Annotated in this window: 26 protein-coding genes, 1 tRNA gene and 1 pseudogene; 8 read left to right on the top strand and 20 right to left on the bottom strand. The window is 63.4% G+C overall.

Features of this window, described 5'->3' with window-relative positions:
• The first annotated feature begins 114 nt into the window (after window positions 1-114).
• From QMK17_RS14745 to QMK17_RS26490, 4 genes and pseudogenes are all read left to right on the top strand, one after another.
• Entirely contained in the window at window positions 115-546 is a 432-nt protein-coding gene (locus QMK17_RS14745; protein WP_283510005.1) for an acyl-CoA dehydrogenase C-terminal domain-containing protein, read from the top strand.
• A gap of 522 nt (window positions 547-1,068) precedes the next feature.
• A pseudogene (locus QMK17_RS14740) lies at window positions 1,069-1,298 on the top strand (IS1380 family transposase); the annotation flags it as partial.
• A 55-nt stretch (window positions 1,299-1,353) separates the two neighbouring features.
• Window positions 1,354-1,698, top strand: a complete 345-nt coding sequence (locus QMK17_RS14735; RefSeq protein WP_283510004.1) for a recombinase family protein — start codon at window positions 1,354-1,356, stop codon at window positions 1,696-1,698.
• A 7-nt stretch (window positions 1,699-1,705) separates the two neighbouring features.
• Complete coding sequence (locus QMK17_RS26490) at window positions 1,706-1,807, top strand: helix-turn-helix domain-containing protein (RefSeq protein ID WP_442972764.1); 102 nt, start codon at window positions 1,706-1,708, stop codon at window positions 1,805-1,807.
• Between the two features lie 421 nt (window positions 1,808-2,228).
• Here the strand turns inward: QMK17_RS26490 and QMK17_RS14725 are convergent.
• Window positions 2,229-2,301: transfer RNA gene (locus QMK17_RS14725), tRNA-Asn, on the bottom strand.
• 132 nt (window positions 2,302-2,433) lie between these two features.
• Here QMK17_RS14725 and QMK17_RS14720 point away from each other — a divergent pair.
• Window positions 2,434-2,682: a hypothetical protein gene (locus QMK17_RS14720; protein ID WP_283510003.1), complete on the top strand. Its 249-nt coding sequence runs from the start codon at window positions 2,434-2,436 to the stop codon at window positions 2,680-2,682.
• On the opposite strand, the gene dnaG is transcribed toward QMK17_RS14720, so the two are convergent.
• The 7 genes from dnaG to QMK17_RS14685 form a co-directional block, all read right to left on the bottom strand.
• Complete coding sequence (dnaG, locus tag QMK17_RS14715; protein WP_283510002.1) at window positions 2,679-4,598, bottom strand: DNA primase; 1,920 nt, start codon at window positions 4,596-4,598, stop codon at window positions 2,679-2,681. The genes QMK17_RS14720 and dnaG overlap by 4 nt on opposite strands.
• 63 nt (window positions 4,599-4,661) lie before the next feature.
• Window positions 4,662-5,939, bottom strand: coding sequence for a deoxyguanosinetriphosphate triphosphohydrolase (locus QMK17_RS14710; RefSeq protein WP_283510001.1), 1,278 nt, complete (start codon window positions 5,937-5,939; stop codon window positions 4,662-4,664).
• A complete protein-coding gene (locus QMK17_RS14705) occupies window positions 5,936-6,541 on the bottom strand; it encodes a YdcF family protein (protein WP_283510020.1) in 606 nt (201 codons plus the stop codon). Before QMK17_RS14705 ends, QMK17_RS14710 begins: the two co-directional genes overlap by 4 nt.
• A gap of 190 nt (window positions 6,542-6,731) precedes the next feature.
• Complete coding sequence (locus QMK17_RS14700) at window positions 6,732-7,340, bottom strand: response regulator transcription factor (protein ID WP_283510000.1); 609 nt, start codon at window positions 7,338-7,340, stop codon at window positions 6,732-6,734.
• Window positions 7,337-8,452: a sensor histidine kinase gene (locus QMK17_RS14695; protein WP_283509999.1), complete on the bottom strand. Its 1,116-nt coding sequence runs from the start codon at window positions 8,450-8,452 to the stop codon at window positions 7,337-7,339. Before QMK17_RS14695 ends, QMK17_RS14700 begins: the two co-directional genes overlap by 4 nt.
• A gap of 23 nt (window positions 8,453-8,475) precedes the next feature.
• Window positions 8,476-9,261: an ABC transporter permease gene (locus QMK17_RS14690; RefSeq protein WP_283510019.1), complete on the bottom strand. Its 786-nt coding sequence runs from the start codon at window positions 9,259-9,261 to the stop codon at window positions 8,476-8,478.
• A gap of 14 nt (window positions 9,262-9,275) precedes the next feature.
• Entirely contained in the window at window positions 9,276-10,193 is a 918-nt protein-coding gene (locus tag QMK17_RS14685; RefSeq protein WP_283509998.1) for an ABC transporter ATP-binding protein, read from the bottom strand.
• 113 nt (window positions 10,194-10,306) lie between these two features.
• On the opposite strand from QMK17_RS14685, the gene QMK17_RS14680 reads away from it, so the two are divergent.
• Window positions 10,307-12,334, top strand: a complete 2,028-nt coding sequence (locus QMK17_RS14680; protein WP_442972768.1) for a TPM domain-containing protein — start codon at window positions 10,307-10,309, stop codon at window positions 12,332-12,334.
• 63 nt (window positions 12,335-12,397) lie between these two features.
• Here the strand turns inward: QMK17_RS14680 and QMK17_RS14675 are convergent, their stop codons facing one another.
• A complete protein-coding gene (locus QMK17_RS14675; RefSeq protein ID WP_283509996.1) occupies window positions 12,398-13,783 on the bottom strand; it encodes a glycine--tRNA ligase in 1,386 nt (461 codons plus the stop codon).
• A 312-nt stretch (window positions 13,784-14,095) separates the two neighbouring features.
• Between QMK17_RS14675 and QMK17_RS14670 the strand changes: the two genes are divergently transcribed.
• Window positions 14,096-14,383, top strand: a complete 288-nt coding sequence (locus QMK17_RS14670; protein WP_283510018.1) for an ArsR/SmtB family transcription factor — start codon at window positions 14,096-14,098, stop codon at window positions 14,381-14,383.
• 4 nt (window positions 14,384-14,387) lie between these two features.
• Window positions 14,388-14,822 (top strand): Fur family transcriptional regulator, encoded by a 435-nt coding sequence (locus QMK17_RS14665; RefSeq protein WP_283509995.1) that lies wholly within the window; start codon window positions 14,388-14,390, stop codon window positions 14,820-14,822.
• 6 nt (window positions 14,823-14,828) lie between these two features.
• On the opposite strand, the gene QMK17_RS14660 is transcribed toward QMK17_RS14665, so the two are convergent.
• From QMK17_RS14660 to dnaJ, 11 genes are all read right to left on the bottom strand, one after another.
• On the bottom strand, window positions 14,829-15,224 hold the full coding sequence (locus QMK17_RS14660) for a hypothetical protein (RefSeq protein WP_283509993.1): 396 nt from the start codon (window positions 15,222-15,224) through the stop codon (window positions 14,829-14,831).
• Entirely contained in the window at window positions 15,217-16,035 is an 819-nt protein-coding gene (locus QMK17_RS14655; RefSeq protein ID WP_283509992.1) for an isoprenyl transferase, read from the bottom strand. The genes QMK17_RS14660 and QMK17_RS14655 overlap by 8 nt, the downstream gene beginning before the upstream one ends.
• A 58-nt stretch (window positions 16,036-16,093) precedes the next feature.
• Window positions 16,094-16,645 carry an NADPH-dependent FMN reductase gene (locus QMK17_RS14650; protein ID WP_283509991.1) on the bottom strand — a complete coding sequence of 184 codons (552 nt, stop codon included), beginning with the start codon at window positions 16,643-16,645 and terminating at the stop codon, window positions 16,094-16,096.
• Between the two features lie 8 nt (window positions 16,646-16,653).
• On the bottom strand, window positions 16,654-17,442 hold the full coding sequence (gene recO / locus QMK17_RS14645; protein ID WP_283509990.1) for a DNA repair protein RecO: 789 nt from the start codon (window positions 17,440-17,442) through the stop codon (window positions 16,654-16,656).
• A 65-nt stretch (window positions 17,443-17,507) separates the two neighbouring features.
• Window positions 17,508-18,422: a GTPase Era gene (era, locus tag QMK17_RS14640; RefSeq protein ID WP_283509989.1), complete on the bottom strand. Its 915-nt coding sequence runs from the start codon at window positions 18,420-18,422 to the stop codon at window positions 17,508-17,510.
• A gap of 59 nt (window positions 18,423-18,481) precedes the next feature.
• Window positions 18,482-19,804, bottom strand: a complete 1,323-nt coding sequence (locus tag QMK17_RS14635; protein WP_283509988.1) for a hemolysin family protein — start codon at window positions 19,802-19,804, stop codon at window positions 18,482-18,484.
• Window positions 19,801-20,343, bottom strand: coding sequence for an rRNA maturation RNase YbeY (ybeY, locus tag QMK17_RS14630; protein ID WP_283509987.1), 543 nt, complete (start codon window positions 20,341-20,343; stop codon window positions 19,801-19,803). The genes QMK17_RS14635 and ybeY overlap by 4 nt, the downstream gene beginning before the upstream one ends.
• Before the next feature lie 69 nt (window positions 20,344-20,412).
• Entirely contained in the window at window positions 20,413-21,405 is a 993-nt protein-coding gene (locus QMK17_RS14625; protein ID WP_283509986.1) for a PhoH family protein, read from the bottom strand.
• A gap of 149 nt (window positions 21,406-21,554) precedes the next feature.
• Complete coding sequence (locus QMK17_RS14620; protein ID WP_283509985.1) at window positions 21,555-22,328, bottom strand: alpha/beta hydrolase family protein; 774 nt, start codon at window positions 22,326-22,328, stop codon at window positions 21,555-21,557.
• Window positions 22,325-23,101 (bottom strand): 16S rRNA (uracil(1498)-N(3))-methyltransferase, encoded by a 777-nt coding sequence (locus tag QMK17_RS14615; RefSeq protein ID WP_283509983.1) that lies wholly within the window; start codon window positions 23,099-23,101, stop codon window positions 22,325-22,327. The genes QMK17_RS14620 and QMK17_RS14615 overlap by 4 nt, the downstream gene beginning before the upstream one ends.
• A 2-nt stretch (window positions 23,102-23,103) precedes the next feature.
• On the bottom strand, window positions 23,104-24,261 hold the full coding sequence (gene dnaJ / locus QMK17_RS14610; RefSeq protein WP_283509982.1) for a molecular chaperone DnaJ: 1,158 nt from the start codon (window positions 24,259-24,261) through the stop codon (window positions 23,104-23,106).
• Window positions 24,262-24,348 lie beyond the last annotated feature (87 nt).

Below are 24,348 nucleotides of genomic sequence, written 5' to 3'. Positions count from 1 at the left end.
TGCATCTGCGAGATGCCCTTCGTAGTGGCCGAATCTTTCCCTAGACAAGATTGATTCTTTCACCACGACAGGGCATTTCGTATTCACAACTCGCGCTCAGTTGTCACTTCATCGGTGTATTCAGGCTTAGGCGAGGTCCGCAAGACCGTTTCCGACGAGTCGCACCACGAACTTCTGAAAGCGCCACGGCAAGCTCTCGGCGCTGCGCTTGACGACATCGAGAAAATGGTCGAGCACTTGACCCAGCACCTTCTCGACTCCGGCCGAAATCCCGACGCGTTGTACAAGATCGGTCTTGGCTCCGTCCCGTTCCTGAAGGCGTTCGGGGATTTTCTGGTGGGATGGCGGCTGACCGTTGCGGCCGAAATCGCGGCTCGCGCGTGCGATACGCCGTCGACCAAGCACGCGGACCGCGGCTTCTACCAGGGTAAAATCGCTGTGGCGGCGTTCTTCGCCTCTTCGGTCCTGCCGCATATCGCCGCGACCCGATGCATCGTCGTCGAACTCGACACGTCTTTGATGGAGCTCGACAGATCAGCTTGGTGAACACTTCAGCGGCTACCAAGTCGGTGGGCGTCAGAGCGAGATTCACTCCCGCGTAATCGACACGGTGAGGTACATCGAGTAAGTCCTGTCCGAACCCACCTGCGCCGTGCGCGGAGAGCCGGCGCGGTCGCTTTGTGTGAGCGAATCGCAGCTTCGCAGACTGTTACGCAGGGAGTAGGGCGCATCCGTGCGCAGGTTAACCCTCGATCCATGGACTGAGGTGGAGTTGGCGTTCGACGATCAATTAATCGGATGAATCGTGAGGTGGGTGGGCATGTGTCGACCGCTGGTCTACCCAGCTATTCCACGATTCACGTTGCTCGGGCCCGGTGCGGCGAGGTGGTTACGGCGGAACAGTCGCAGGGTTTCTGTATCCGATGACGTTGCACCACAGTTGAATCCAAACGTCCTTCCATGGCCAGCACCTGGGTAGGTGCGAGGCGGGTGTGCGTTGGGGCCGGACGAAGGGGCCGAGATCTCGACGACCCCAATCTCGTGTAGGCCGCCGGGTCAGTTCCGGTACTGGCGTTGGCGCAGCGATCAGGACTGCATGCTTTGACGCAGGAGCACCTCACGGTGCCGACGGACAAGAGGGGGCGAACGCAGGCCTCAAGGTCGGGCCCCTGGTCGCAGGCATGGTCGCCGGGGCGGACAGTATCGCCGACATGGCGATCCTTCGGCACGGAGGAATGGGAACAGTGTTCGACCGACCGTACGCACCGTCGACGTTGGGATCGTTTCTACGCCAGTTTCGATCAGAGCGTCGACGCCCAGAGAAACGCTCTCAGCGCCGCGGGGTGTCCGAGGGTGTGGGTCGAAACAGCAAGTGGGGTGACTTCTTCACGGCCAGAACTGACGGATCTGTTTTCACACTTGCGGTCCGGGGACACTGTCGTGGTGTGGAGGCTCGACCGTCTGGGCCGATCACTCCCCCACCTCCTCGAGACGGTCGAGAGTCTCGAAGCCGACGGTGTGGGTTTTCGTTCGTTAAACGAATCCATTCACACGACCACCTCGGGCGGGAAAGCAATCTACTCGATCTTCGGGGCGTTGGCGGAGTTCGAACGCAAGCTCATTCGCGAGCGAACTCAGCTGGGACTTGAGACTGCGCGGGCACAAGGCCGGTTGGGTGGCCGCCCCCGGCTAATGTAGGACACAGATGAGGCAAGCGAAGCGGATGCACGCCAGCGGTATGCCGTTGACCGACATCCGAGATGTGTTGAGCGTGAGCCGATCCACTCTGTACCGATACCTTAAATGATCGTACGTTTAAGGAAAGCTCGGGCCTGCACAGGTCTATAGGAACGCACAATGCCACTTCGTGAACACTCGTGTCGGCGCTCTTCATCCGGCTAGTCGTCAGTCGAGGCCGCGAGTCTTCGCTTCGGCTCGTAGCTGCGCCCTCCATGTCGTCAAATCCAGCCTTCGACTGGGCCGCGCCGTATCACCAGCGCCCGGTCTCACTGACAGACGCCCTCGACAACCGGCTCTGACTGCGCAAATTCGGCGGTAAATCTTTCGAGAGCTGTCTGTCGGACTGCAGTAGTTCCACACAGTGTCACGAGAGAGATTTGGAGGCAGTTCGGATGAGTTCTGACAAACCGTGACAAGCACGCGGGCCAAACGCAAAAAAGACCCTCCGCCTTGCGAGTTGATCCGCAGGTCAGAGGGTCTTTCAAGCGCTCCCCCGGCTGGACTCGAACCAGCAACCGTCCGATTAACAGTCGGAAGCTCTGCCAATTGAGCTACAGGGGATTACTTCGACTTCACACTCTCGTGTGGGCCGAGAGAAACAATAGCGCACACCCCCATAGGAGTACCAAATCGCCCTGCCCGGGCCGAGTCAGGCAGGATGGAAGACAGACATTGAACTAGTGGAGGACTTTCATGATTCGTTTGGTTCTGGCTGCCGGGGCAGCATACGTACTCGGAGCCAAGGCAGGTCGTGGGCGCTACGAGCAGATCCGCAAATCCGCCTCGGCAGTCGCGGGCAGCCCCGCCACCAAGAAGGTCATCGAGGTGAGCAGGCAGAAGCTGTCGGACTCGTTGAACACTCAGCCGAAGCTCGAGCCGATGAAGCAGGTCGACGACGACTCCCAGCTCTATATCCCGCAGGATCAGCTGCGTAAGCGCTAGCCGACTTCCTCGACGTTGCCGATCGCCTGCTCCAGCAGGCTGCGTCGGTACTGTTCGAGCGCGATGACGTCGCCGAGCAGCGCGTAGTACTCGTCCTGGTTGTCGGCGGGTGACATTCGCTGCATCTTCGACTTCAGCTCGGCCACCTGCTCCCCCACCCACACTTCCTGCAGACGTGCCATCACACCGCCGATGTAGCGGGTGAGTGCGATGTCCGCCACCGGGATGTGTTCGACGGCCAATTCCATGACCAACGACTTCACGACGGGCGTCTCTGCCCGCTTGGCGACGGCGTCAACCCACTCGCCTCCGCCCAATCCCGCCGCGGTGCCACCGGCGGCAGTGACTGCCGTGCTGACAGCCGCGTACGCGGCGTGAGTGAACGTCTCCGGAGGCAACGAGTCGAAGACCGACCCTGCGATCGCCGGATTCTGCAGAGCGGCCTTGAGCGCCTCGCGCTGCGGCCACAGCGCCGGATCCTTCGGCTGCGGACGTGCTGGCCCGGCCGGCACTTCCTGCGCGGGCGCCTGACGCTTCTCGAACGGAACACGCTTCTTGGTCTCGCCCCCGCCGCGAGCGTTCTTCTTGGCCTCGTCACGCACTCGCGCCAGCACCATCGCGGTGTCGTCCCAGCCGGTCCACCCGGCGAGCTGACGCGCGTACTCATCGCGCAGTGAGCCGTCTTTGATGCGGGCAACGACGGGCACGGTACGACGCAGGGCTTCGACGCGCCCCTCGGGGGTATCGAGATCGTGTTCGCTCAGAAGCGATTTGACGACGAACGCAAACATCGGTGTGCGCCGAGCGACAAGGTCACGCACCGCGGGATCGCCAGATGTCTGGCGCAGCTCACACGGGTCCATACCGTCGGGCGCGATCGCGACGAACGTCTGACCAGCAATCTTCTGATCACCCTCGAAGGCTTTCATCGCGGCAGCTTGCCCCGCGGCATCGCCGTCGAAGGTATAGATCACCTCGCCACGAAAGTAGCTGTCGTCCATCATGAGCCGACGCAACATTGCCAGGTGGTCTTCGCCGAATGCCGTACCGCACGATGCAACCGCAGTCTTGACGCCGGCGAGGTGCATTGCCATGACGTCGGTGTACCCCTCGACGATGACGGCCTGATGCGACTTGGCGATGTCCTTGCGCGCCAGGTCGAGACCGAACAGCACCTGAGACTTCTTGTACAGCATGGTTTCCGGCGTGTTGATGTACTTTCCTGGCATGGTGTCGTCGTCGAACAGCTTGCGTGCACCGAAGCCGATGACATCGCCACTCTGGCTCCTGATCGGCCACACGAGCCGTCGACGGAAGCGGTCGATGGGAGTCCCACGCTTGCCTGGCGTCGCGAGGCCGGCGTCGATGATCTCCTTGGCCTCGAAGCCGTGCGTCAGGAGGTGTTTGGTGAGGGTGTCCCAGCCGTCGGGGGCGTACCCACAGCCGTAGGTGAGTGCAGCCTGGCCGTCGAAGTTCCGCTCGGTCAAGTAGTCGCGAGCAGTCTGCGCGTCGGGCTCGCGCAGCCTCGCTGCGTAGAACTCCTGCGCGGCGGAGTTGGCTGCGATCAGTCGCGCCCGGGTTCCTCGGTCACGCTGAACCGACGGCCCACCGCCCTCGTAGGAAATGGAGTAGTTAGCCCGCTCGGCGAGTTGTTCGACGGCCTCGACGAACGAGATGTGCTCGATCTTCTGAAGAAAAGAGTAAGCATCTCCACCCTCACCGCAGCCGAAGCAGTGGAAGTGTCCATGATTGGGCCTGACGTGGAACGACGGAGATTTCTCGTCGTGGAAAGGACACAGGCCCTTCATCGAATCGCCGCCCGCGCGCTTGAGCGAGACATAGTCACCGACGATGTCTTCGATCCGTGTGCGTTCGCGAATGGCGGCTATGTCACGTTCAGGAATTCGGCCGGCCACACGGGAAGTCTAGACCTGAGGACCGACCGCTGAGAATCAGATCGAACCCCGCTGGAAATCAGGTCAACCCCAGCTGGCCTGAGCACCGAGACTGCGCTTGTCGATCAATTCCAGCCTGCTCTCGGTGTAGGACGCAATCTGGTCCACCACGACCCTGGTGCGTTCCCCATCGGTGTCCGCACGGTTCCAGGCGGGCACGAAAATCGGGTCCAACTCCCCCGGCGCCGACCGCTGCAACCACTCCGCGACACGGTGAATCCGCTCCCGTTGCCGTTCCTGCCGAATCTTGTGACCGGCGTCGGACATCACGTAGCGCAGGGCCATCGTCTTGAGCAACGCGACCTCCGAGGCCACGATCGGCGGGATCACCAGATCTGCCTCGTAGCGGGCCAGTGGTTCCGTGCCCCACTTGTTGCGAGTGCCGTTGATGGCTGCGGTCGCGAACCGCCCGACCAGTTCGCTCGTGAGATGCTTCAGCGCAACCGACGCGTTCAACGTGCCGTCGAACTGACCGACAGCGAGTACCACGGGCATTCGGGACAGCCGATCCGCTGCCTCGATCAGCTCGTTGACGTCGAGCCCTCGAAATTCCCGCACGCCGAGCTCGGCCAGCTCACGCTGCTCACTCGGATCACCGAGAGCACGCAGTGCGATCCGCCCGTCGATGACGCCGTCCTCGACGTCGTGCACCGAGTAGGCAACATCGTCTGCCCAGTCCATCGACTGCGCTTCCAAGCATTTACGACGGTCGGGCGCGCCGTCACGTACCCAGCCGAGGATCTTTCCGTCGTCGTCGTACGCACCGAACTTCGCGCCGGGGGCAGGGCGCAGCCACGGATATTTCGTCGCCGCATCCAGGGAGGCACGGGTCAGGTTGAGCCCGGCACTGCGGCCTTCCTCGTCGAGAATCTTCGGCTCCAGCCCGGTGAGAATCCGCAGGTTCTGAGCGTTGCCCTCGAATCCACCGCAGTCCACGGCGACCTCGTCGAGCGCTCGCTCACCATTGTGGCCGTACGGCGGGTGGCCGATGTCGTGGGCGAGTCCGGCAAGATCGACCAGGTCAGGATCGGTTCCGAGTCCTTCGGCGATGCTGCGCCCGATCTGAGCGACCTCGAGCGAGTGCGTCAGACGGGTTCGAGGCGTGTCGCCGTCGCGCGGTCCGGTGACCTGCGTCTTGTCGGCCAGCCTGCGGAGAGCCGCACAGTGCAACACTCGGGCACGATCGCGGGCGAACGCGCTACGGTGCGACGCGTTCTCCTGCTTGCTGTTCAAACCCGCGGTTTTGGGAGCCTCGGCCACGAACCTCTCTAGGTCGTGGTCTGTGTACTCGCTCAATGTCATTGACCTGCCGTGTAGGAGAAGTCTGCTGTGAAGTGCGTCAGCTGGTACCAGAGCAGTGCACCGGTCTCGCGAGCAATTCCATGGGCCTGCGATTCACGGGTGTACACCGCGGGCCCGGTTCGGGTGGGCGAGGTCCAGGCTTCGAGACCGGCATCGCGCGCCATCGTGCGCGTCCGCAGTGAATGCCAGGGATCACTGACCAACACGACGGACGACTTACCTTGCGCACCAAGTGTTTCGCTGACCGCCTCGATGCTTTCCAAGGTGTCCGAACCTTGCTCGACGGCTATGATCTTGTCCGCGGGTACGCCTTGATCGATGAGAAAGTTTCGACCGGACGCGGCCTCGGTGTAGAGGTCGCCTTCCTGCTTTCCGCCCACTGTCACGATCTCGGGAGCGACTCCTTCCTCGTACAGCGCTGCGGCTTGGGAGAGCCGGGACTCGAACACCGTCGACGGTGTGCCGGAGTACTGCGCTGCGCCGAGCACCACGATTGCCTGGGCCGGAGAATGGTCGTCGATCCGGGCCACCTGCCACACCCTCGCCGCGGTGCCGCCGACAACGATCAGTCCCATCAAGATGACGCCGACGATCACACGCATCGTCCATCGACCGAGGGTGCCGAAGAACCCGAGCCGGGAGGGTTCGGGTTCGGGTTCTTCGTAGGAATCCTCGTGGGGATCGCCGTACGGATCGCGGGCGAGAGTCGGGTTCACCCCTCGAGTTTGCCAGTCGCGCACGGTTGGGGTCGCCGGGGCGTGCGCAATGAACCCACAACCAGTCCGAATGCACTCACAACCAACCGCGGTCCTGCGCCACTCGGACTGCTTCGGCGCGGGTGGTCGTGCCCGTTTTTCCGATCGCCGCAGACAGATGGTTGCGCACCGTCCCCTCCGACAGGTGCAGCTGCGCCGCAAGTCGAGCTGCAGTGCCGCCGGCCGCGGCAGCGCGGAGAACCTGCTGCTCACGGGCCGTCAGCGGCGAGACACCGTCGGTCAGCGTCTCGGTGGCGAGCGTTGGATCCACGACACGCAGGCCCAGGTGAACTCGGCGCACGGCGTCGGCCAGCTGCCGCGCAGGGGTGTCTTTGACGACAAATCCATACGCACCCGCATCGATGGCTCGGCGCAGATATCCGGGCCTGCCGAACGTGGTGACGATGAGCACTCGGCATGACGGCACCTGCTCTCGGAGTGCGGCGGCGGCCGCAATCCCGTCGAGACCAGGCATCTCGACGTCGAGCAGCGCCACATCCGGCGAGTGCTCGAGCGCCGCCGCTACGACCTCGTCTCCTCGGCCGACCTCGGCCACGACGTCCAGGTCGGATTCGAGATCGAGCAGTGCTGCGAGCGCCCCGCGCACCAACGCCTGATCGTCGGCCAAAAGCAGTTTGATGCTCATGCAGACCTCACTTCCACTCGAAATCCGCCGGTTCCGCCGCGACCGACCGCAAGCGATCCGTTGGCAGCCTTGACTCGCTCCGCGAGCCCTCGAAGCCCATTGCCATCGTTCGCCGAGTTCTCGGGCACACCGCATCCGTCGTCGGAAATTACGATGTGATTCGCGTCGATTACCACCGAGCACGTGTGGGCTCCGCTGTGCCGGATGACGTTGGTGACAGCTTCCCGCAGCGCCCAACCGAACAGCTCGCGGTTACGTAAGGACACAACATCTGCGTCCGCCGGGAGGTCCGCGTCGATGTCGGCCGCTGCGAGAGCGGAACGTGCGTTGCCGAGTTCGGCGGCTACATCCACCCGGCGCATACCACCCACCGTCGAACGAACGTCTCCGAGTGCTTCTCGCGCAAGCGCTTCGATCTGTCCGATTTCGATTGCTGCTCGCGCCGGGTCGATCTCGATCAACCGCCCGGCGAGTTCGGCTTTCACCGTGATGACGGTGAGCGAGTGTCCGAGAATGTCGTGGACGTCGCGGCCGACCCGTTCGCGCTCGGCCACCACGGCGAGATCCGCCAACTGCTGGCGAGCCTCGGCGAGCTCGTGGTTGCGGCGGAAAACCTGAGTGATACCCCACGCAGCAACGGCACTGACAATGAGCTGAAACGCGAAGAAGGTGCCGGGATTCCAGTCAGGGACGATTCGCGGAACTAGCTCGACTATGGCGACGAGGACCGCGACACCGGCCCATGCCTGACGGCTCGGCAGCGTCATCATTGCGAGTACCGCCATGTAGATCGTCGCGCCGAACGCCACACTCCCGAGGAGAAGCGCGAGTAGCAAAATCAGCAGCGCCATCACGATCAAGCTAGTCCACGCCCACCGGAGATCGAGTCTCCGATTGTTGCGGTTCGCGTTCCGAAACGCCCAGAATGTCACCACGAATGTTGCGCCGAACACGATTACGGCCGCGACTCCGGCGATTTGTTGCCACAGCTCCGGCTGATCGAGCGCCTCCCCGAGCGGATACACGAGGTAGAAAAGCCAGATCATGCCGAAGACCCAGCCGAAACGGAACATCCGCCCCATGGTCTCGGGTCCGTCCGTTTCGGCAGTCATGTTGCTCACGCTAGTACGGCTCGTCAGACTCGCCCGGTGTCCCGACGGAACAACATGGCCGCCCCGACGATGAACACCCCCGCCCAGACGACGAGGTTGAGAACCGCCACCGCGAGCGTGCCGCCGGAGACAGCGGTGAATGGCGCCCGGGCGACCGTCGCGAGACCGTAGAGCGGGGTGAACTGCGCGACCACCGAGAACCAACCGGTGTCCGAGAGTGGAACGAACAACCCACCGGCGAAGGCAAGCACGGCGAGAACAGGTCCTAATACCTGCATGACGTTCTCTGACGGCAGCAGATATCCCATGAACAATCCGAAGGCCGCGAACACCGAGCTACCGAGCCAGGCAATGAGGCCTGTAGCGATCCACACCCAGATCGGCATGTCCGCGCCGACGAACGCCGCCACCACGAACACCACCACCACCGATGCGAGCCCCATGGTCATCGCGACGAGCATCTTGGTGACGATGTAGGCGACCGGCCGCAACGGCGTCAGGCGAAGTTGCCTGCTCCAGCCCTGCGCTCGTTCGACGGAGACCATGGCTCCGCCGCTCGTTGCGGCGAGCATGGCACCGTAGACGGCCATGCTGATGGCGATGTACGCCGTGACGTTCCCGTGAGCGAAGGCGTAGTTGCTCGAGTAGTCGGACTGAAGCCCGAAAATCACGAAGAACACCGGCGGCATCACGAGCGTGAACACGACGGTTCGCCGATTACGTACGAGGCGCTTGATTTCCAAGCCGAGGAACGTGGGACTGAAGCCGCCGAGTGCCAGCGTCGGCCGAGGTGCATGGGTCGTCCGGATTGTCTCGGTGGTAGTCACTTCGAGCTCCCTACAAGGCTGGTGGTCTGGGCATCGGTGGTGAGCGCGAGGAAGGCGTCCTCGAGGTTTTTGGAAACGATTTCGAGGTCGACGGCGTCGGTCTGGGTCAGCAGGTACCTCGCAACAAGGTCGGAGTTCTGCCCATGGATGAGCACCCGCTCACCGCGAAGCTCGACACTGTCGACCCCCGGCAACCCGAGCAACGCCGTCTGGTCGACGCCGGGCGCCGTGGCTGTCACTGTCCGACCGGACGCGAGGTTCTTCACCTCCGCAGCACTGCCGTCGGCGACGACCCGGCCGTGACGCAGCAGCACGATCCGGTCCGCGTAGGCGTCGGCTTCGTCGAGGTAGTGGGTCGCAAACAGAACTGTTCGGCCGCGGAGTGCGTCCTGTCGAATGGCCTTCCAGAAGTCCCGGCGCCCTTCGACGTCCATCCCCGTGGTCGGTTCGTCCAGGATGATCAGGTCGGGTTCGGGCAACAGGGCAAGCGCGAATCGCAGTCGCTGTTGTTCTCCTCCCGAGCATTTCGCGACCCGGCGATCAGCGATAGCGGAGATGCCCGCTCGCCCCAGGACGTCGTCCACTGGGCTCGTCCGGGGGAACAACGACGCGGTCAAGCGCACGGTTTCTCGGACGGTCAGGTCGCGGAGCAGTCCGCCGGACTGCATCACAGCCGAGACTCGGCCTGCACCGATCGCCTCCGCGGGCGCGGCCCCGAACACCCGGGCCGACCCGGTATCCGGCGTCGCGAGTCCGAGCATCATGTCGATCGTCGTCGTCTTGCCTGCACCGTTCGGGCCGAGGAAAGCCACTACCTCGCCCGGTTCGATGCGCAGGCTCACGTCGGCGACTGCCTGCACCGATCCGTAACTCTTGCTCAGGTGTTCCAGATGAACCGCTGGTGTCGTTGTCATGAGTAGAACTCTGCTACCGATCCCAGCCCATGCCCTGGTCCGAGCGTCACGATCCTGCCATGACAAGTGTCATGGTCACCTCGCTGCGACGCGTGCCGGTAGATTCGGATTCCATGGCAGTCGATCAGGCTAAGCACGTTCCCGATTTCTCACGGACGCGGCGATTTTTCGCCTTCACCGCGCTCACCCTATTTCTTGGATTCGCAGCTCTGTTGGGCTCCGCGGGGACGGCGTCGGCCGATCAGCCCTCACGTCTGGCGGGCCAGATCACCGACACCGTCGAGGCAATCGACGACGGCCAACGGGCGGATGTGCAGACGGCCATCGATGACCTGTACAACGACGACCGGATCCGCCTCTGGGTCGTGTACGTTGCCGACTTCGACAACACCGATCCGGCCGCGTGGGCCGAGTCGACGGCGAAAGCAAGCGGCTTCGGAGATCGAGATGCCTTGCTTGCCGTTGCGACGGTGGATCGTTCGTACGCCACCTGGGTCGCGACAGGGCTTACCCAGATCACCGATTCCGAAATCTCGGATATGCGCACCGATAACATCGAACCCGCACTGCGCGAGGAGGATTGGGCGGGTGCAGCCATTGTCACCGCTGGGTCGTTGAGTGACGCGTACGCATCCTCGAGTTCCGACGGCTCCGGCACACCCTGGCTGATCGGCGCAGGTGTTGTCGTGGTCGGCGGCGGCGGTGCCGTCGTGTATTCCTCCAGGCGCAAGAAGGCACGCCAGAAGGCCGGAATCGAAGCTGCACACAACATCGACCCCACCGATACGGGCGCGCTTTCGGCACTCCCCCTCGACTTTCTCGATGCACGCGCGCACTCGATGCTCATCGAGACGGACAATGCAGTCCGCGCGAGCGAGGAGGAACTTGCGATCGCTCGATCCGAGTTCGGCGACACCACCGCGGCGCCGTTCATCGGTGCGTTCGAGGAAGCGAAGAAAGCTCTCGCATCGGCATTCGAGATCCGCCAGCGCCTCGACGACGCGATCGCCGAAACCCCGGACCAGCGCCGCGCCATGCTGATCCAGATCATCTCCTCGTGCGGCCGAGCAGACCACGAACTCGATTCACGTGTCGAAGAATTCGAGAACATGCGCGATCTGCTGATCAATGCAGACAGCAAGCTGGACTCCCTGACGCAGAGTGTCGTCGAACTGACGGTTCGCGTGCCCGAATCCGAGCGGGTCCTCGCGCAGCTTCGTACCGAGTTCGCTGCGCCTGCGCTGGCGTCGATCGCGAAAAACGTCGACATGGCGCGAGAAGACGTAGCGCTGGCCGAGTCGAACATTGCCGCTGGACGAGACGCTGCAGCCAAGCCCGCCGGACAGCAGGGCCAGCTCGTCTCCGCCGTGCGCACCGCGGAGAAAGCCGTCGACCAGGCGAGAGCCCTTCTCGATGCAGTCGACCACGCGCAGAACGATATTCGCAATGCAATCGCCACCCTGCCGGAGGCCATCGCCGAAGTGCGGCGCGACCTGGACCAGGCCTCATCGCTCACACAGCACGGCGGCTCGGACCTGCAGGCAGCGCGAACAGCTGCCGAACAGGCACTGCGTAACGCCGAGGCAGCACAGGCGTCGGATCCGTTGGGCAGCTACAACCAGCTCGTCGAGGCTGATCAGCACCTCGACGAGGTGATCGAGGACGCGACCGAAGCGAAGACGCAGGACGAACTGCTCCGCAGCAGGCTGGCTCGCGACCTCGGCGGAGCGCAGTCGCAGATCACCGCGGCGAAGGATTACATATCGACCAGACGCGGAGGGATCGGCGCCGATGCACGAACTGCGTTGGCAGAGGCCGAGCGGTACTTCCAGGCAGCTCGCCAGCTCGAAACCAGCGATCCGGCAACGGCGATCCGGCATGCTCAGGCTGCCGCCCAGTTCGCTTCGCGCGCATCGCAGTTAGCACAGGCCGACGTCGCACAATGGGAGGACAGCAGGCGTCCGCGCGGCGGCGGCGGCGGCGCTGCGGGTGCCGTACTCGGCGGGATCCTGATCGACAGCATGCTGCGGGGCAGTCGGGGCGGCGGCGGCTTCGGTGGAGGTTTCGGCGGCGGAGGCGGCTTCGGGGGCGGCGGTTTCGGCGGCGGGGGCGGCGGGCGCGCGGGCGGCGGCCGGTTCTGAACACCCACAACGCACTTCAGGTGACCGAATGACTCATTCGGTCACCTGAAGTATCAATCCGAATTACGCGCCGAGGAGACGCTGCCCCAGGTAGGCCTGGACCTGATCGAGAGCAACGCGCTCCTGCGCCATGCTGTCGCGCTCACGGATGGTGACGGCATGGTCGTCGAGAGTGTCGAAGTCGACGGTGATGCAGAACGGCGTACCGATTTCGTCCTGACGACGGTACCGGCGTCCGATAGCCCCGGCGTCGTCGAATTCGACGTTCCAGTACTGACGCAGCTGCGCCGCCAGATCCTTCGCCTTGGGCGTCAGATCAGCGTTGCGCGAGAGCGGCAGCACCGCCACCTTGACCGGCGCCAACCGCCGGTCGAGCTTGAGCACAACGCGCTTGTCGACGCCACCCTTGGCGTTGGGTGCCTCGTCCTCGGTGTAGGCGTCGACGAGGAACGCCATCAGCGAACGGGTCAGTCCGGCTGCGGGCTCGATGACGTAGGGGGTGTACCGAGTGTCGGTGGCCTGCTCGTAATAGCTCAGGTCCTGACCGGATGCCTTCGAGTGGACCGTGAGGTCGTAGTCGGTGCGGTTGGCGACACCCTCTAGCTCGCCCCACTCACTGCCCTGGAACCGGAATCGGTACTCGATGTCGACCGTCCGCTTGGAGTAGTGCGACAGCTTTTCCTTGGCGTGCTCGTACAGCCGCAGGTTCTCCGGATCGATGCCGAGATCGGTGTACCACTTCAACCGGTAGTCGATCCAGTACTGGTGCCACTCATCGTCCTCGCCTGGCTTGACGAAGAACTCCATCTCCATCTGCTCGAACTCGCGAGTACGGAAGATGAAGTTGCCGGGCGTGATCTCGTTGCGGAAGCTCTTACCGATCTGGCCGATGCCGAACGGCGGCTTCTTGCGCGAGGTGGTGAGCACGTTGGCAAAGTTCACGAAGATGCCCTGAGCGGTCTCGGGGCGGAGGTAGTGCAGGCCCTCTTCGTTGTCGACGGGGCCGAGGAATGTCTTGAGCAGGCCGGAGAAAGCGCGCGGCTCGGTCCACTGGCCTGGATCACCGGTTTCGGGGTCGCGGATATCGGCAAGCCCGTTCTCGGGTGGGTGCCCGTGCTTCTCCTCGTAGGCTTCGAGGAGGTGATCGGCGCGGTACCGCTTGTGAGTGATGAGCGACTCGACGAGAGGGTCACTGAACGTCTCGACGTGGCCGGAGGCCTCCCACACCTGGCGCGGCAGGATTACCGACGAATCGAGGCCTACCGTATCCTCGCGGCTGGTGACCATGTTCCGCCACCACTGCTTCTTGATGTTTTCCTTGAGCTCGACGCCCAGCGGGCCGTAATCCCACGCCGACTTGGTACCGCCATAGATCTCGCCGCAGGGGTAGACGAGCCCTCTCCGCTTGGCGAGGTTGGCGACGGTTTCGACTTTGGACTTGGGTGCCACTGGCGGAGCTCTCCATCTTGTGTCTGGTGAGGGGGGACTTGTAGGTGCTGAGCCTATCGGTCGGCTCGGGTTTATCCGAACGCTCCCCGGGCTCGGTTGACGTGCACAGTCGTGCATATCAAAATGGAAGTGATTTGCATTAACAATCACTGGACTAGTGTGGGGTCTACAACCGAGCCTGATAGAAGGAGACATCTGTTGGCGATCATGGACACAGACCCTTCGCACCCAGCCGACGAACATGCTGCACTCGCTGGGCATGCGACCGACGGGCACGTGAACGACCCGTTCGGGTCCGCACCGCCCGCACCGATGCCGCCCAAGGAAACTCTTGCGGCCGCGGGGGACATCCTCCGCGCTCTCGCTGCGCCGGTTAGAATCGCAATCGTTCTCCAGCTCCGCGAGTCCGAGCGTTGCGTCCACGAACTGGTCGGCGCACTCGGGGTCACCCAACCGCTCATCAGCCAACATCTGCGCGTCCTCAAGGCCGCCGGAGTGGTTCAGGGTGAGCGCAACGGTCGCGAAGTTCTCTATCGACTGGTCGACGACCATCTCGCTCATATCGTCGTCGACGCAGTTGCTCACGCCGAGGAAGGCTGAATCCATGGCCGAAAAGTCATCGACCGAGACCACCCGCCGCAAACCCGTCGTCGTCGGCGTTCGCGCAACCAAGCAGCGCAGCGCGATCTCCGATCTCCTCGACAACATCGAGGAGTTCCGATCGGCGCAGGATCTACACGACGAACTCCGCAAGCGCGGTGAAGGTATCGGACTGACGACGGTCTACCGAACCCTGCAGACTCTTGCCGATGCGGGCACCGTCGACGTGCTGCGCATCGACACCGGAGAATCCGTCTACCGTCGGTGCTCGTCGGGCCACCATCACCACCTGGTGTGCCGCGACTGCGGATACACCGTCGAGGTCGAAGGCCCGACCGTCGAGAAGTGGTCGCAGGGCGTCGCGGAGACCAACGGCTTCACCGACGTGAGCCACACCATCGAGATATTCGGCACCTGCAGCGAATGCAGGTCCCGATAGGCCGCCTCAGGGCAGCAGCCCCTCGCGAGCTTTCTCGACGCCTCCCAGCACCAGAACCAGCATGGTCATCAGCGCCTCGTCGTCCAGCCCGCTGGCCGGAAACGTGTAGCGCAGCAGTACATCTGCAAGCTTTTCGTGGATGTTGACCGAGATCGATCCGAATTGTGAATCTGCGTTGCGATCCGCCACCTTCTTGTGGAGCGACGCTTTCAACGGGCGATCCCAGGCCAGAACGGCTGTCAACGACAGCACTTCGAGTCCGGGCGAGAGTGCGACCGAGCGAAGCGAACACAGCGCTCCTGCGTAGTCGAACCCGAGCGATCCTTCTTCTCCCACAACAACGGTTGCAAACTGCGACAAGGCTATTTCCGCACGTGCCTGCAACGACAATTCCTCACTCATACTTCACTCCCCCGAATCTACGATCTCTCGACGCGTATTCGACGCAGGCTTCCCACAAGTCGCGTCGATCGAAATCTGGAAACAGCTTCTTCTGGAACACGAACTCGGCGTACGCCGACTGCCAGATCAGAAAATTCGACGTCCGCTGTTCCCCCGACGGACGCAGAAACAGGTCGACGTCCGGCATGTCGGCCTCGTCGAGATACTTTGCGACGGTTGCCTCGGTGATCTTCTCCGGATCGAGCTTCCCGGCTGCAACCTGACGAGCGATTTCCTTTGTCGCATCGGCGATCTCGGCGCGACCGCCGTAGTTGACGCACATCGTCAGCGTCATGACGGTGTTCTTCTTCGTCAACTCCTCGGCTACTTCGAGTTCTTTGATGACACTGCGCCAGAGCCGCGGCCTACGACCGGCCCAGCGGACGCGGACGCCCATTTCGTTCATCTCGTCGCGGCGACGCCGGATGACGTCGCGGTTGAAGCCCATCAAGAACTTGACCTCGTCAGGGCTTCGCTTCCAATTCTCGGTGGAGAACGCGTACGCCGAAAGCCACTTCACGCCGATGTCGATGCAGCCGCACACGGTGTCCATCAGCACCTCTTCGCCGCGTTCGTGCCCGGCAGTACGTGGCAGTCCGCGGTCCTGCGCCCATCGCCCGTTGCCGTCCATTACCAGCGCGACGTGGCGTGGGATGAGCTCGGGCTGCAGTATCGGCGGCCTCGCTCCCGACGGATGTGGATCCGGAGGACGTACAGCGGTCTCGCCGTCGGTCGGTGCGCGCGGCTCGCGTCGTCGAATCACGGTCTTCATCCTGCCCGACGGCCACCTGCCCGGCCGAATCAGGTTCGCCGGTGGGCGGCGCTACGGCCTACCGGCCTTTTGCCGACGCATACTGCGCCAGGGTAACGACGGCGCCGGTGGCCACGGTCGTGAACACACGGGACGTGACCGATCCATTGTCAACGACGGCCGATCGGGTCACCGGGGCGTGCACACAGGCGGCATCGACGATGTCTGCCCCGGTGAATCCGAGGACCTTGCGAAGCGAGTCGTGCGCGTCCGCTGCCCGAGAAGGATTCGCCGAGACATTCAGCCACGCACAGGGTTTCCCGACGATCTCCATGCCGCCCACCGTCCAGTCCAGCAGATTCTTGAACGAACCCGGCAGTCCGCCCGCATACTCCGGCGTGCACATCATCACGGCGTCACTCGACGCGATCGCCGAACGCAGGCGCGCAACGCTCGCAGGAACAGCGTCGGTGTCATCATCGGGGTTGAAGTGTGGGAGTTCACCCATGTCGCGATTGACCTCGGCAGTCCACCCGGCCGGCACCAAGGACGCGGCAGTGGTGATCGCAGCGGTGTTGGTCGAACCCTCTCGGAGAGAGCCGGAGATCAGGAGCAGCTGCCTGCTCGGCATCGACCAACTCACGGGTGAACGACGGTGTCGAGTCGTGTCGGATAGCCAGGCTCGCCGGTGTGCGGTCGAGACCGCTCGATCAGCGGCAGAGTCCGCAGCTGACGTTCGAGATGCCACTGCAGATGCGCTGCGACGAGACCGCTCGCCTGGCTGCGAACTGCGGTCGACGTGGTCTCGGTGTATTCCCATTCCCCGCGCTCCAGCGCGACCATCAGGTCCAGAACCCCAGTCATCGGCGTCGCCGAACCCGGTGGCCGGCAGTGCACGCAGACCGATCCACCAGCGGCGACGTGGAACGCCCGGTGCGGTCCCGGTGCTGCGCAGCGTGCACATTCGGTCAACGACGGCGCCCACCCCGAAAACCCCATGGCGCGAAGCAGAAAGGCGTCGAGAATCAGTTCCGGTGGCCGTGCTCGTTCGCCGAGGGCGCGCAGGGCCCCGACCGTCAGCTGATGAAGTCGCTTTGCCGGTGCGTGCTCCTCGCCCGCGAGGCGTTCCGCGGTCTCGAGGACTGCGCATCCGGTGGTGTAACAGCCGTAGTCGGTGACGATGTCGCCGCCGAACGCGTCGACCGTGTGCACCTGGGTGACGATGTCGAGATTGCGTCCTGGGTGGAGAAGAACATCCACGTGGGCGAAAGGTTCGAGCCTGGCACCGAACTTCGACTTAGTGCGGCGAACGCCTTTGGCGACGGCACGGACGATGCCGTTGTCCCGTGTGAGGAGCGTGACGATGCGATCGGCTTCACCCAGCTTGTGCTGGCGCAGCACGACTGCATTGTCCCGGTATAGCCTCACGCTTACCAGTCTCCCATGCAGCAGAGCGAATGGATGTCTCCCACTCACGGCGGATCCAGCGACGCTCAGAAACCGAGCTTGCCCATCTGCTTGGGGTCGGTCTGCCAATCCTTCGCGATCTTCACGTGCAGATCGAGGTAGATCCTGGTTCCCAGAAGCTTCTCGATCTGTAGGCGCGACTCGGTGCCGACTTCCTTGAGCCGCGATCCACCCTTGCCGATGATGATTGCCTTCTGGCTCGATCGTTCGACGTAGAGAATTGCGTGCACATCGAGCATGTTGTCGTGGCCTTCTCGCGGAGTGATCTCGTCGATCACGACAGCGAGCGAGTGCGGGAGTTCGTCACGAACGCCTTCGAGCGCGGCCTCACGGATGAGCTCGGCCATCAAGATCTCTTCCGGCTCGTCCGTGAGCTCGCCGTCAGGGTAGAACGCAGGCCCTGGCGGCAACTCCGAAGCGAGAAGCTCGACGAGCTTTTCCACCTGCTCCCCCGATGTCGCGGACACCGGGATGACGTGACTGTTCTCGCCGAGGAGCTTCGACAGGGCCATGAGCTGTTGAACGATGCGTTCCTTCTTCACCTTGTCGATCTTGGTGATGATGCCGATCAACGTGGTCTTCGGTGCAATGTGACGCACCTGTTCGAGAATCCATCGGTCGCCAGGCCCGATCTTCTCGTCCGCGGGAATGCACAAACCGATGACGTCGACTTCCGAGTACGTGTCCTGCACCAGATCGTTGAGGCGCTGGCCCAGAAGTGTGCGGGGACGGTGCAACCCGGGCGTATCCACCAGGATCAGTTGCGCACTGTCGCGGTGAACGATTCCGCGGATCGTGTGCCTGGTCGTCTGTGGACGAGACGATGTGATGGCGATCTTGGCACCGACGAGCGCATTGGTCAGCGTCGACTTCCCGGTGTTCGGTCGACCCACGAAACAAACGAATCCGGACCGAAACTCTTCTTTGCTCGCGTCAGACACCCCGCACCTCCCAGCTCTTCCCGCCGCAGTCGGCTGGGATAGTCGTGACGCCGATGCACTTATTCATCGGCATCTTCTGTCTCGTTTTCTGCATTGTTTTCGGTTGACTGAGGAGCCGGGACCTTCTCCACCAGAACAGTGGTCACGCGAACCCGGCCCTTCTGGTCCGCTCCGCCTTCGCCGACCAGAATCAATCCGTGGGATTCGACACGTGAACCCGGCAGCGGCACACGGCCGAGTTCGTAACCGAGAAGCCCGCCGAGAGTGTCGACATCCTCGGACTCGATCTCGATGCCGAACAACTCACCGACATCTTCGAGCGGCACCCGCGCTGACACACGGAAAGTTCCGTCACCGAGATCTTCGATCGGCGCAACCTCGTCGGCGTCGTATTCGTCCGCTATCTCGCCCACGATCTCTTCCAGTACATCCTCGATGGTGACGAGACCGGCAGTGCCGCCGTATTCATCGACGAGTAGCGCCATGTGATTGCGGTCCCTCTGCATCTCGGCCAGGAGTGCATCGAGGGCTTTGGAATCCGGCACGAAGACGGCTGGACGCATCAGTTGGCTCACCTGCACACCGCGACCACCGTCGGTCGAAAAATACGTCTGCTGCACAAGATCTTTCAGATAGACCACACCGACGATGTCGTCGACGTTCTCACCGATCACCGGGATTCGCGAGTGTCCCGACCTCACTGCCAGCGACGTTGCTTGACCTGCCGACTTGTCCGATTCGATCCAGACCATTTCGGGCCTCGGCACCATGACTTCGCGCGCCGAGGTGTCGCCGAGCTCGAACACGGACTGAATCATGCGACGTTCGTCGTCGGCGACCACGCCGCGCTCACGCGCCATGTCGACGAGTTCGCGGAGCTCGATCTCGGAAGCGAAGGGGCCGTTACGAAATCCGCGGCCAGGGGTGATGGCGTTACCGATCAGGATGAGCAACCTGCTCACCGGGCCGAGAATCCAGCCGAGGGCGCGAAGCGGAAATGCAGCGGACAACGCTATCGAGTACGCATGCTGGCGGCCGAGCGTCCGCGGGCCGACGCCGACTGCGACATAACTGACGAGCACCATGATGACTGCGGTGACGGCAAGCGCCAGATTTTCCGACAGCAGATCCATCATGCCGCCCGCCAGCATTACCGTCGCCGCAATCTCGCACAGAATCCGCAGCAGAACAGTCAGATTGACGTACCGCGGTCGGTCCGCCACGACGTTGAGCAGCCCGACGGCACCCGGTCGTTCGTCCTTGACCATATCCTCGATGCGGGCCCGAGAGACGGTGTTGAGCGCCGAGTCGACGGCCGCGAACACACCGGCGAGCGGAACCAGCACAACAGCAGAGACGATGAGTGCGGGTGCACTGCTCACAGGTTCTCGTCCCGGGCGAATCCGGTCTTGCCCAGAAGCCGATTGTCCCGTGCGGTTTGCAGATCGGCTTCCTCCGCGCGGCGAAGATCCTCGTACCAGTCCTCGAGGATTCGATTCTGGAGACCGAACATCTCCTTCTCCTCGTCGGGTTCGGCATGGTCGTAACCGAGCAGATGCAGAACGCCGTGCACCGTCAGCAGCGCGAGTTCGTGTTCGAGCGGGTGACCGGCGGACGCGGCCTGATCCGCGGCGAACGACGGGCACAACACGATATCCCCGAGCATCGACGGCCCGGGGTCCGGCGCGTCGGGACGACCGCCCGGCTCCAGCTCATCCATCGGAAACGACATCACGTCGGTCGGGCCGGGAAGGTCCATCCACCGCATGTGCAGATCGGCCATGGTGGCCGAATCGACGAGAACCATCGACAGTTCGGCGGCAGGGTGCACATCCATGCTCGCGATCGCGAACCTGGCCACGCTCACGAGTTCCGGCTCGGAGATATCCATCCCCGATTCATTGGACACCTCGATACTCATCTACCGCACATTCTCTCTACACATCGTTCTTTCTCGACTCCGGACACGATTACTCTAACGGCGAGTACTCTAACGGCGAGCTGACCGCGGACCGTTCGAGCGTCGCTGCGCACGGTTGCCGTCGGCCTCGTGCGTGGATTCGAACCGCTCGTACGCATCGACGATCTCGGATACGAGACGGTGCCGCACGACATCGCTACTCGTCAGCTGCGCGAAGTGGATGTCGTCGACATCGGTGAGGATCTCGCTGGCTGCGCGGAGCCCGGACCGAGCTCCGCCTGGCAGGTCTACCTGCGTGACGTCGCCGGTCACGACGATCTTGGAACCGAACCCGAGCCTGGTCAGGAACATCTTCATCTGCTCGGCAGTGGTGTTCTGCGCCTCGTCGAGAATGATGAACGCGTCGTTCAACGTACGTCCACGCATGTAGGCGAGTGGTGCAACCTCGATGACTCCGGCCTGCATCAGCTTCGGGATGGCCTCCTCGTCCATCATGTCGTGCAGAGCATCGTGAAGCGGTCGCAGGTACGGATCGATCTTCTCGTGCAGGGTGCCGGGCAGGAAGCCGAGACGCTCCCCTGCTTCGACGGCCGGCCGAGTCAGGATGATCCGGCTCACCTGCTTGGTCTGCAGCGCTTGGACCGCCTTGGCCATCGCCAGGTAGGTCTTGCCGGTGCCTGCCGGCCCGATCCCGAACACGATGGTGTTGACGTCGATGGCGTCGACATAGCGTTTCTGGTTCAGGGTTTTGGGACGGATCGTCTTACCCCGACGCGACAGAATGTCCAGGCTCAGCACCTCGGCGGGCGATTCTGCCACTCCTTCGGTGAGCATGGCGACGGTGCGGCGGACCGCATCGGGCGTAAGTGGCTGCGCGCGCTTGACGACGGCCGCCAACTCCGAGATCACCCGCTCGGCCAACGCGACGTCGGCGACCTTTCCACTGAGAGTCACTGCATTTCCGCGAACGTGGATATCGGCACTGAGCACCTCTTCCAAGGCGCGAAGATTCTCGTCGGACTGCCCGAGGAGTGGAGGGACGGCCTCGGGTGCCAATTCCATGCTTGACCGAACCTGACGCTCGGCAGGAAATTCGCTGTGTTGACTCACGTGGTGGCTATGGCCTGCTTTCGGATGTCGCGTAACGGGATGCTGATCTCGAGTTTAACGCGCACGGCAATGCGCGCATTCCAATTTACCTGCACGGTGGTTCAATCGGCCGGTGGTTCAATCGGCCGGTGGTTCAGTACAGCGGCCATGGACTGCTTCCAGCATTCCGTTCCCGGCGCAAGGAAGGCGAAATGGTCCTCCCCGTCGATCACGGACAGTCCTGCGACGTCCCCCGCGGCGGTCGCTGCCGCGACGTAACGCTCACTGTGAGTGACCGGCACCTGCACGTCCGCTGCTCCGTGAATGCACCGCACGGGTACTCCGGTCGGCAGCCTGTGCAGGGGCGAGGCAGCCCTGTACAACTCCGGCGCATCCTCGTAGCGCGCATCCAGCAAAGACTCCACAGCCGGGTTCGCGTGACCACTGGCAGGTCCTGCAGCGAGATCGAGAACGCCTGCCTGCGACACAACCAAAGACGGCCGGATCGGCAGCTGACGCTCCCCTGTCATCCAGACTGCGAGATGCCCACCCGCCGAGTGACCGATAACGCGAATATCGTTCGTGTCGAACGGTATCGGCGAGTGTTGCTGCACCAGAGAACCGACGGCCTGCAGCGCAGCCGACACGTCCGAGCCGACCTCGGGCCACACACCTCCTTTACCGACACGGCGGTACTCGATGTTCCATGCCGCCAATCCTGCGCGCGCGAATTCGACGGCGTACTGGGTTCCCAGAGTCAGCGCGTATCGCCCACTCCACGATCCACCGTGCACGACCATCACCACCGGAAGCGGTTCACGCACAGGACTTTCCGGAAGATATAGATGACCGTACTGCTCCGGATGCTCTCCATAATCGATCTTGATCCGGTTCACTCCGGTGATCCGAAATTCAGAGGAGCATGATTCCATCGGTCGGTGAGGACGCCGATAGCGCCCAGGGCGACCGCCGCGGCCGTCGAGGTCCGCAGGACGGTAGGACCCAGTAACACCGGAACGGCGCCCGCTTCGGTCAACTTCGCGATTTCCTTGTCGTCGATGCCGCCTTCGGGGCCGACCACCAGCAAAACTTCCGCGACCTCTCGGAACTTCAGCGCGGAGAACTTCTCGGCAGCCGATTCGTGCAGTACCGCGACGATTCCACCCCGATCGACCACGGCGCGAACACGTTTCAGGACATCAGCGGTGCTGTGCAGCTCGGCGACCTCGGGCACGTACGCCCGTCTGGACTGCTTGGACGCAGCGGCGACGACGCCGCGCCACCGCGTCACGCCCTTGACAGCTTTCGGACCCTCCCACCGCGCAACGCAGCGCGAAGACTGCCAGGGCACGATCGAATCGATGCCTGCTTCGGTCGCCAATTCGACTGCGAGTTCGGATCGCTCGGCCTTCGGTAGCGCTTGGACCAGACCCACCGTCGGGCTCGGACGCGCCGCCTCCATGCGCGCCTCGACCGTCATCTCCAGGCGTTCGCGTTCCACGCCGGTGACCACGGTCTCGGCTATTCCGCCCTCGCCGTCGGACAGCACAATGCGCTCGCCGACTCGAATACGGCGCACGGTCGCCGCGTGATGACCTTCCTTACCGTCGAGCACTGCGGTGCCGCCGACTGCCGGCAGCGGATTCAGGAAGAAGACGGTTGCCGCCATGGTCAGCGTCCGCTGAACGCTTCCCGCAGCCTGGAGAACAGACCTCCACTGTGCTGGGAGCCGATGGTGACGACCTCGGCGGTATCGCGATCGCGCAGTCGTTTGAGGTCTTCGAGCAGTTGGGTCTGCTTGCTGTCGAGTTTGGATGGAACCACCACTTCGAGGTGCGCGTGAAGATCTCCGCGCACCCCTGACCGCAGTTTCGGCATGCCGTGACCACGCAATACCGTCACCGCCCCTGGTTGGGTTCCCTGATCCACCGAGATCTCGGTGGGACCGTCGATGATGGCATCGACGGACACCGAGGTTCCGAGGGCAGCGTCGACCATCGGAACTCGAACGGTGCAGTGCAGATCGTCGCCGTCGCGGACGAAGACCTCGTGCTGCTGTTCGACGATCTCGACGTACAGGTCACCGGCGGGACCGCCGCCCGGTCCGACCTCCCCCTGGGACGCGAGACGGATACGCATGCCGTTGCTCACTCCGAGGGGAACCTTCACCGAGATGTCACGACGCGAGCGCACTCGGCCGTCGCCGCCACACTTTCGGCACGGGTCGGGGATGGTCTCGCCTGCACCGCGGCAGGTGGGGCACGGCCGCGATGTCATGACCTGGCCGAGGAACGAACGCTGCACCGACTGAACCTCGCCCGCACCGCCGCACGTTTCACAGCGCACCGGCTTCGAGTCGCCGTTGGTGCCGGATCCGGTGCACAGATCGCAGAGGATCGCGGTATCGACGGTGATGTGCTTGGTGACCCCGAGCGCGCATTCGTCGAGCGTCAGCTTGGTGCGCAGCAAGGAGTCGGCACCGGGCTGCATGCGACCACGAGGTCCGCGGGTTCCCCCGCCACCGCCGCCGCCGAAGAATGCCTCGAACACGTCGCCGAGTCCGCCGCCGAAACCGCCCGCACCGCCGAAGCCGCCGCCACCGCCGCCCCCCTGCTGCAAGGGGTCGCCGCCGAGGTCTACGACCCGGCGTTTCTCGGGATCGGACAGCACCTCGTATGCCGTCGAGATGTCCTTGAACCGAGCTTGAGCAGCCTCGTCGGGGTTCACGTCGGGGTGGAGCTCACGTGCCAGCTTGCGGTAGGCGCGCTTGATCTCTTGGTCGGTCGCCTTCTGACCGACCCCGAGGGTTCCGTAATAGTCCCGTGCCACGTAAGTCTCTTTCGTCCTCGTCGTTGAAAGCTTCTTCTATCGAGAGTGCTGCCGACACCTGTTCAGTGTGTCGACGAGCGTGTCCGC

The sequence above is a fragment of the Rhodococcus sp. G-MC3 genome (genome assembly GCF_030063335.1).
Taxonomy (GTDB): Bacteria; Actinomycetota; Actinomycetes; order Mycobacteriales; family Mycobacteriaceae; genus Rhodococcoides.
This window is presented reverse-complemented; position numbering and strand designations above follow the sequence as displayed.

Coding starts and splice junctions, on each gene's coding strand:
- QMK17_RS26490 (WP_442972764.1), top strand. CDS start 1,706: ATGAGGCAAGCGAAGCGGATGCACGCCAGCGGTATGCCGTTGACCGAC.
- QMK17_RS14720 (WP_283510003.1), top strand. CDS start 2,434: ATGATTCGTTTGGTTCTGGCTGCCGGGGCAGCATACGTACTCGGAGCC.
- QMK17_RS14710 (WP_283510001.1), bottom strand. CDS start 5,939: ATGACATTGAGCGAGTACACAGACCACGACCTAGAGAGGTTCGTGGCC.
- QMK17_RS14705 (WP_283510020.1), bottom strand. CDS start 6,541: ATGCGTGTGATCGTCGGCGTCATCTTGATGGGACTGATCGTTGTCGGC.
- QMK17_RS14700 (WP_283510000.1), bottom strand. CDS start 7,340: ATGAGCATCAAACTGCTTTTGGCCGACGATCAGGCGTTGGTGCGCGGG.
- QMK17_RS14695 (WP_283509999.1), bottom strand. CDS start 8,452: ATGACTGCCGAAACGGACGGACCCGAGACCATGGGGCGGATGTTCCGT.
- QMK17_RS14685 (WP_283509998.1), bottom strand. CDS start 10,193: ATGACAACGACACCAGCGGTTCATCTGGAACACCTGAGCAAGAGTTAC.
- QMK17_RS14680 (WP_442972768.1), top strand. CDS start 10,307: ATGGCAGTCGATCAGGCTAAGCACGTTCCCGATTTCTCACGGACGCGG.
- QMK17_RS14670 (WP_283510018.1), top strand. CDS start 14,096: ATGCCGCCCAAGGAAACTCTTGCGGCCGCGGGGGACATCCTCCGCGCT.
- QMK17_RS14665 (WP_283509995.1), top strand. CDS start 14,388: ATGGCCGAAAAGTCATCGACCGAGACCACCCGCCGCAAACCCGTCGTC.
- QMK17_RS14660 (WP_283509993.1), bottom strand. CDS start 15,224: ATGAGTGAGGAATTGTCGTTGCAGGCACGTGCGGAAATAGCCTTGTCG.
- QMK17_RS14655 (WP_283509992.1), bottom strand. CDS start 16,035: ATGAAGACCGTGATTCGACGACGCGAGCCGCGCGCACCGACCGACGGC.
- QMK17_RS14650 (WP_283509991.1), bottom strand. CDS start 16,645: ATGCCGAGCAGGCAGCTGCTCCTGATCTCCGGCTCTCTCCGAGAGGGT.
- ybeY (WP_283509987.1), bottom strand. CDS start 20,343: ATGAGTATCGAGGTGTCCAATGAATCGGGGATGGATATCTCCGAGCCG.
- QMK17_RS14625 (WP_283509986.1), bottom strand. CDS start 21,405: ATGGAATTGGCACCCGAGGCCGTCCCTCCACTCCTCGGGCAGTCCGAC.
- QMK17_RS14615 (WP_283509983.1), bottom strand. CDS start 23,101: ATGGCGGCAACCGTCTTCTTCCTGAATCCGCTGCCGGCAGTCGGCGGC.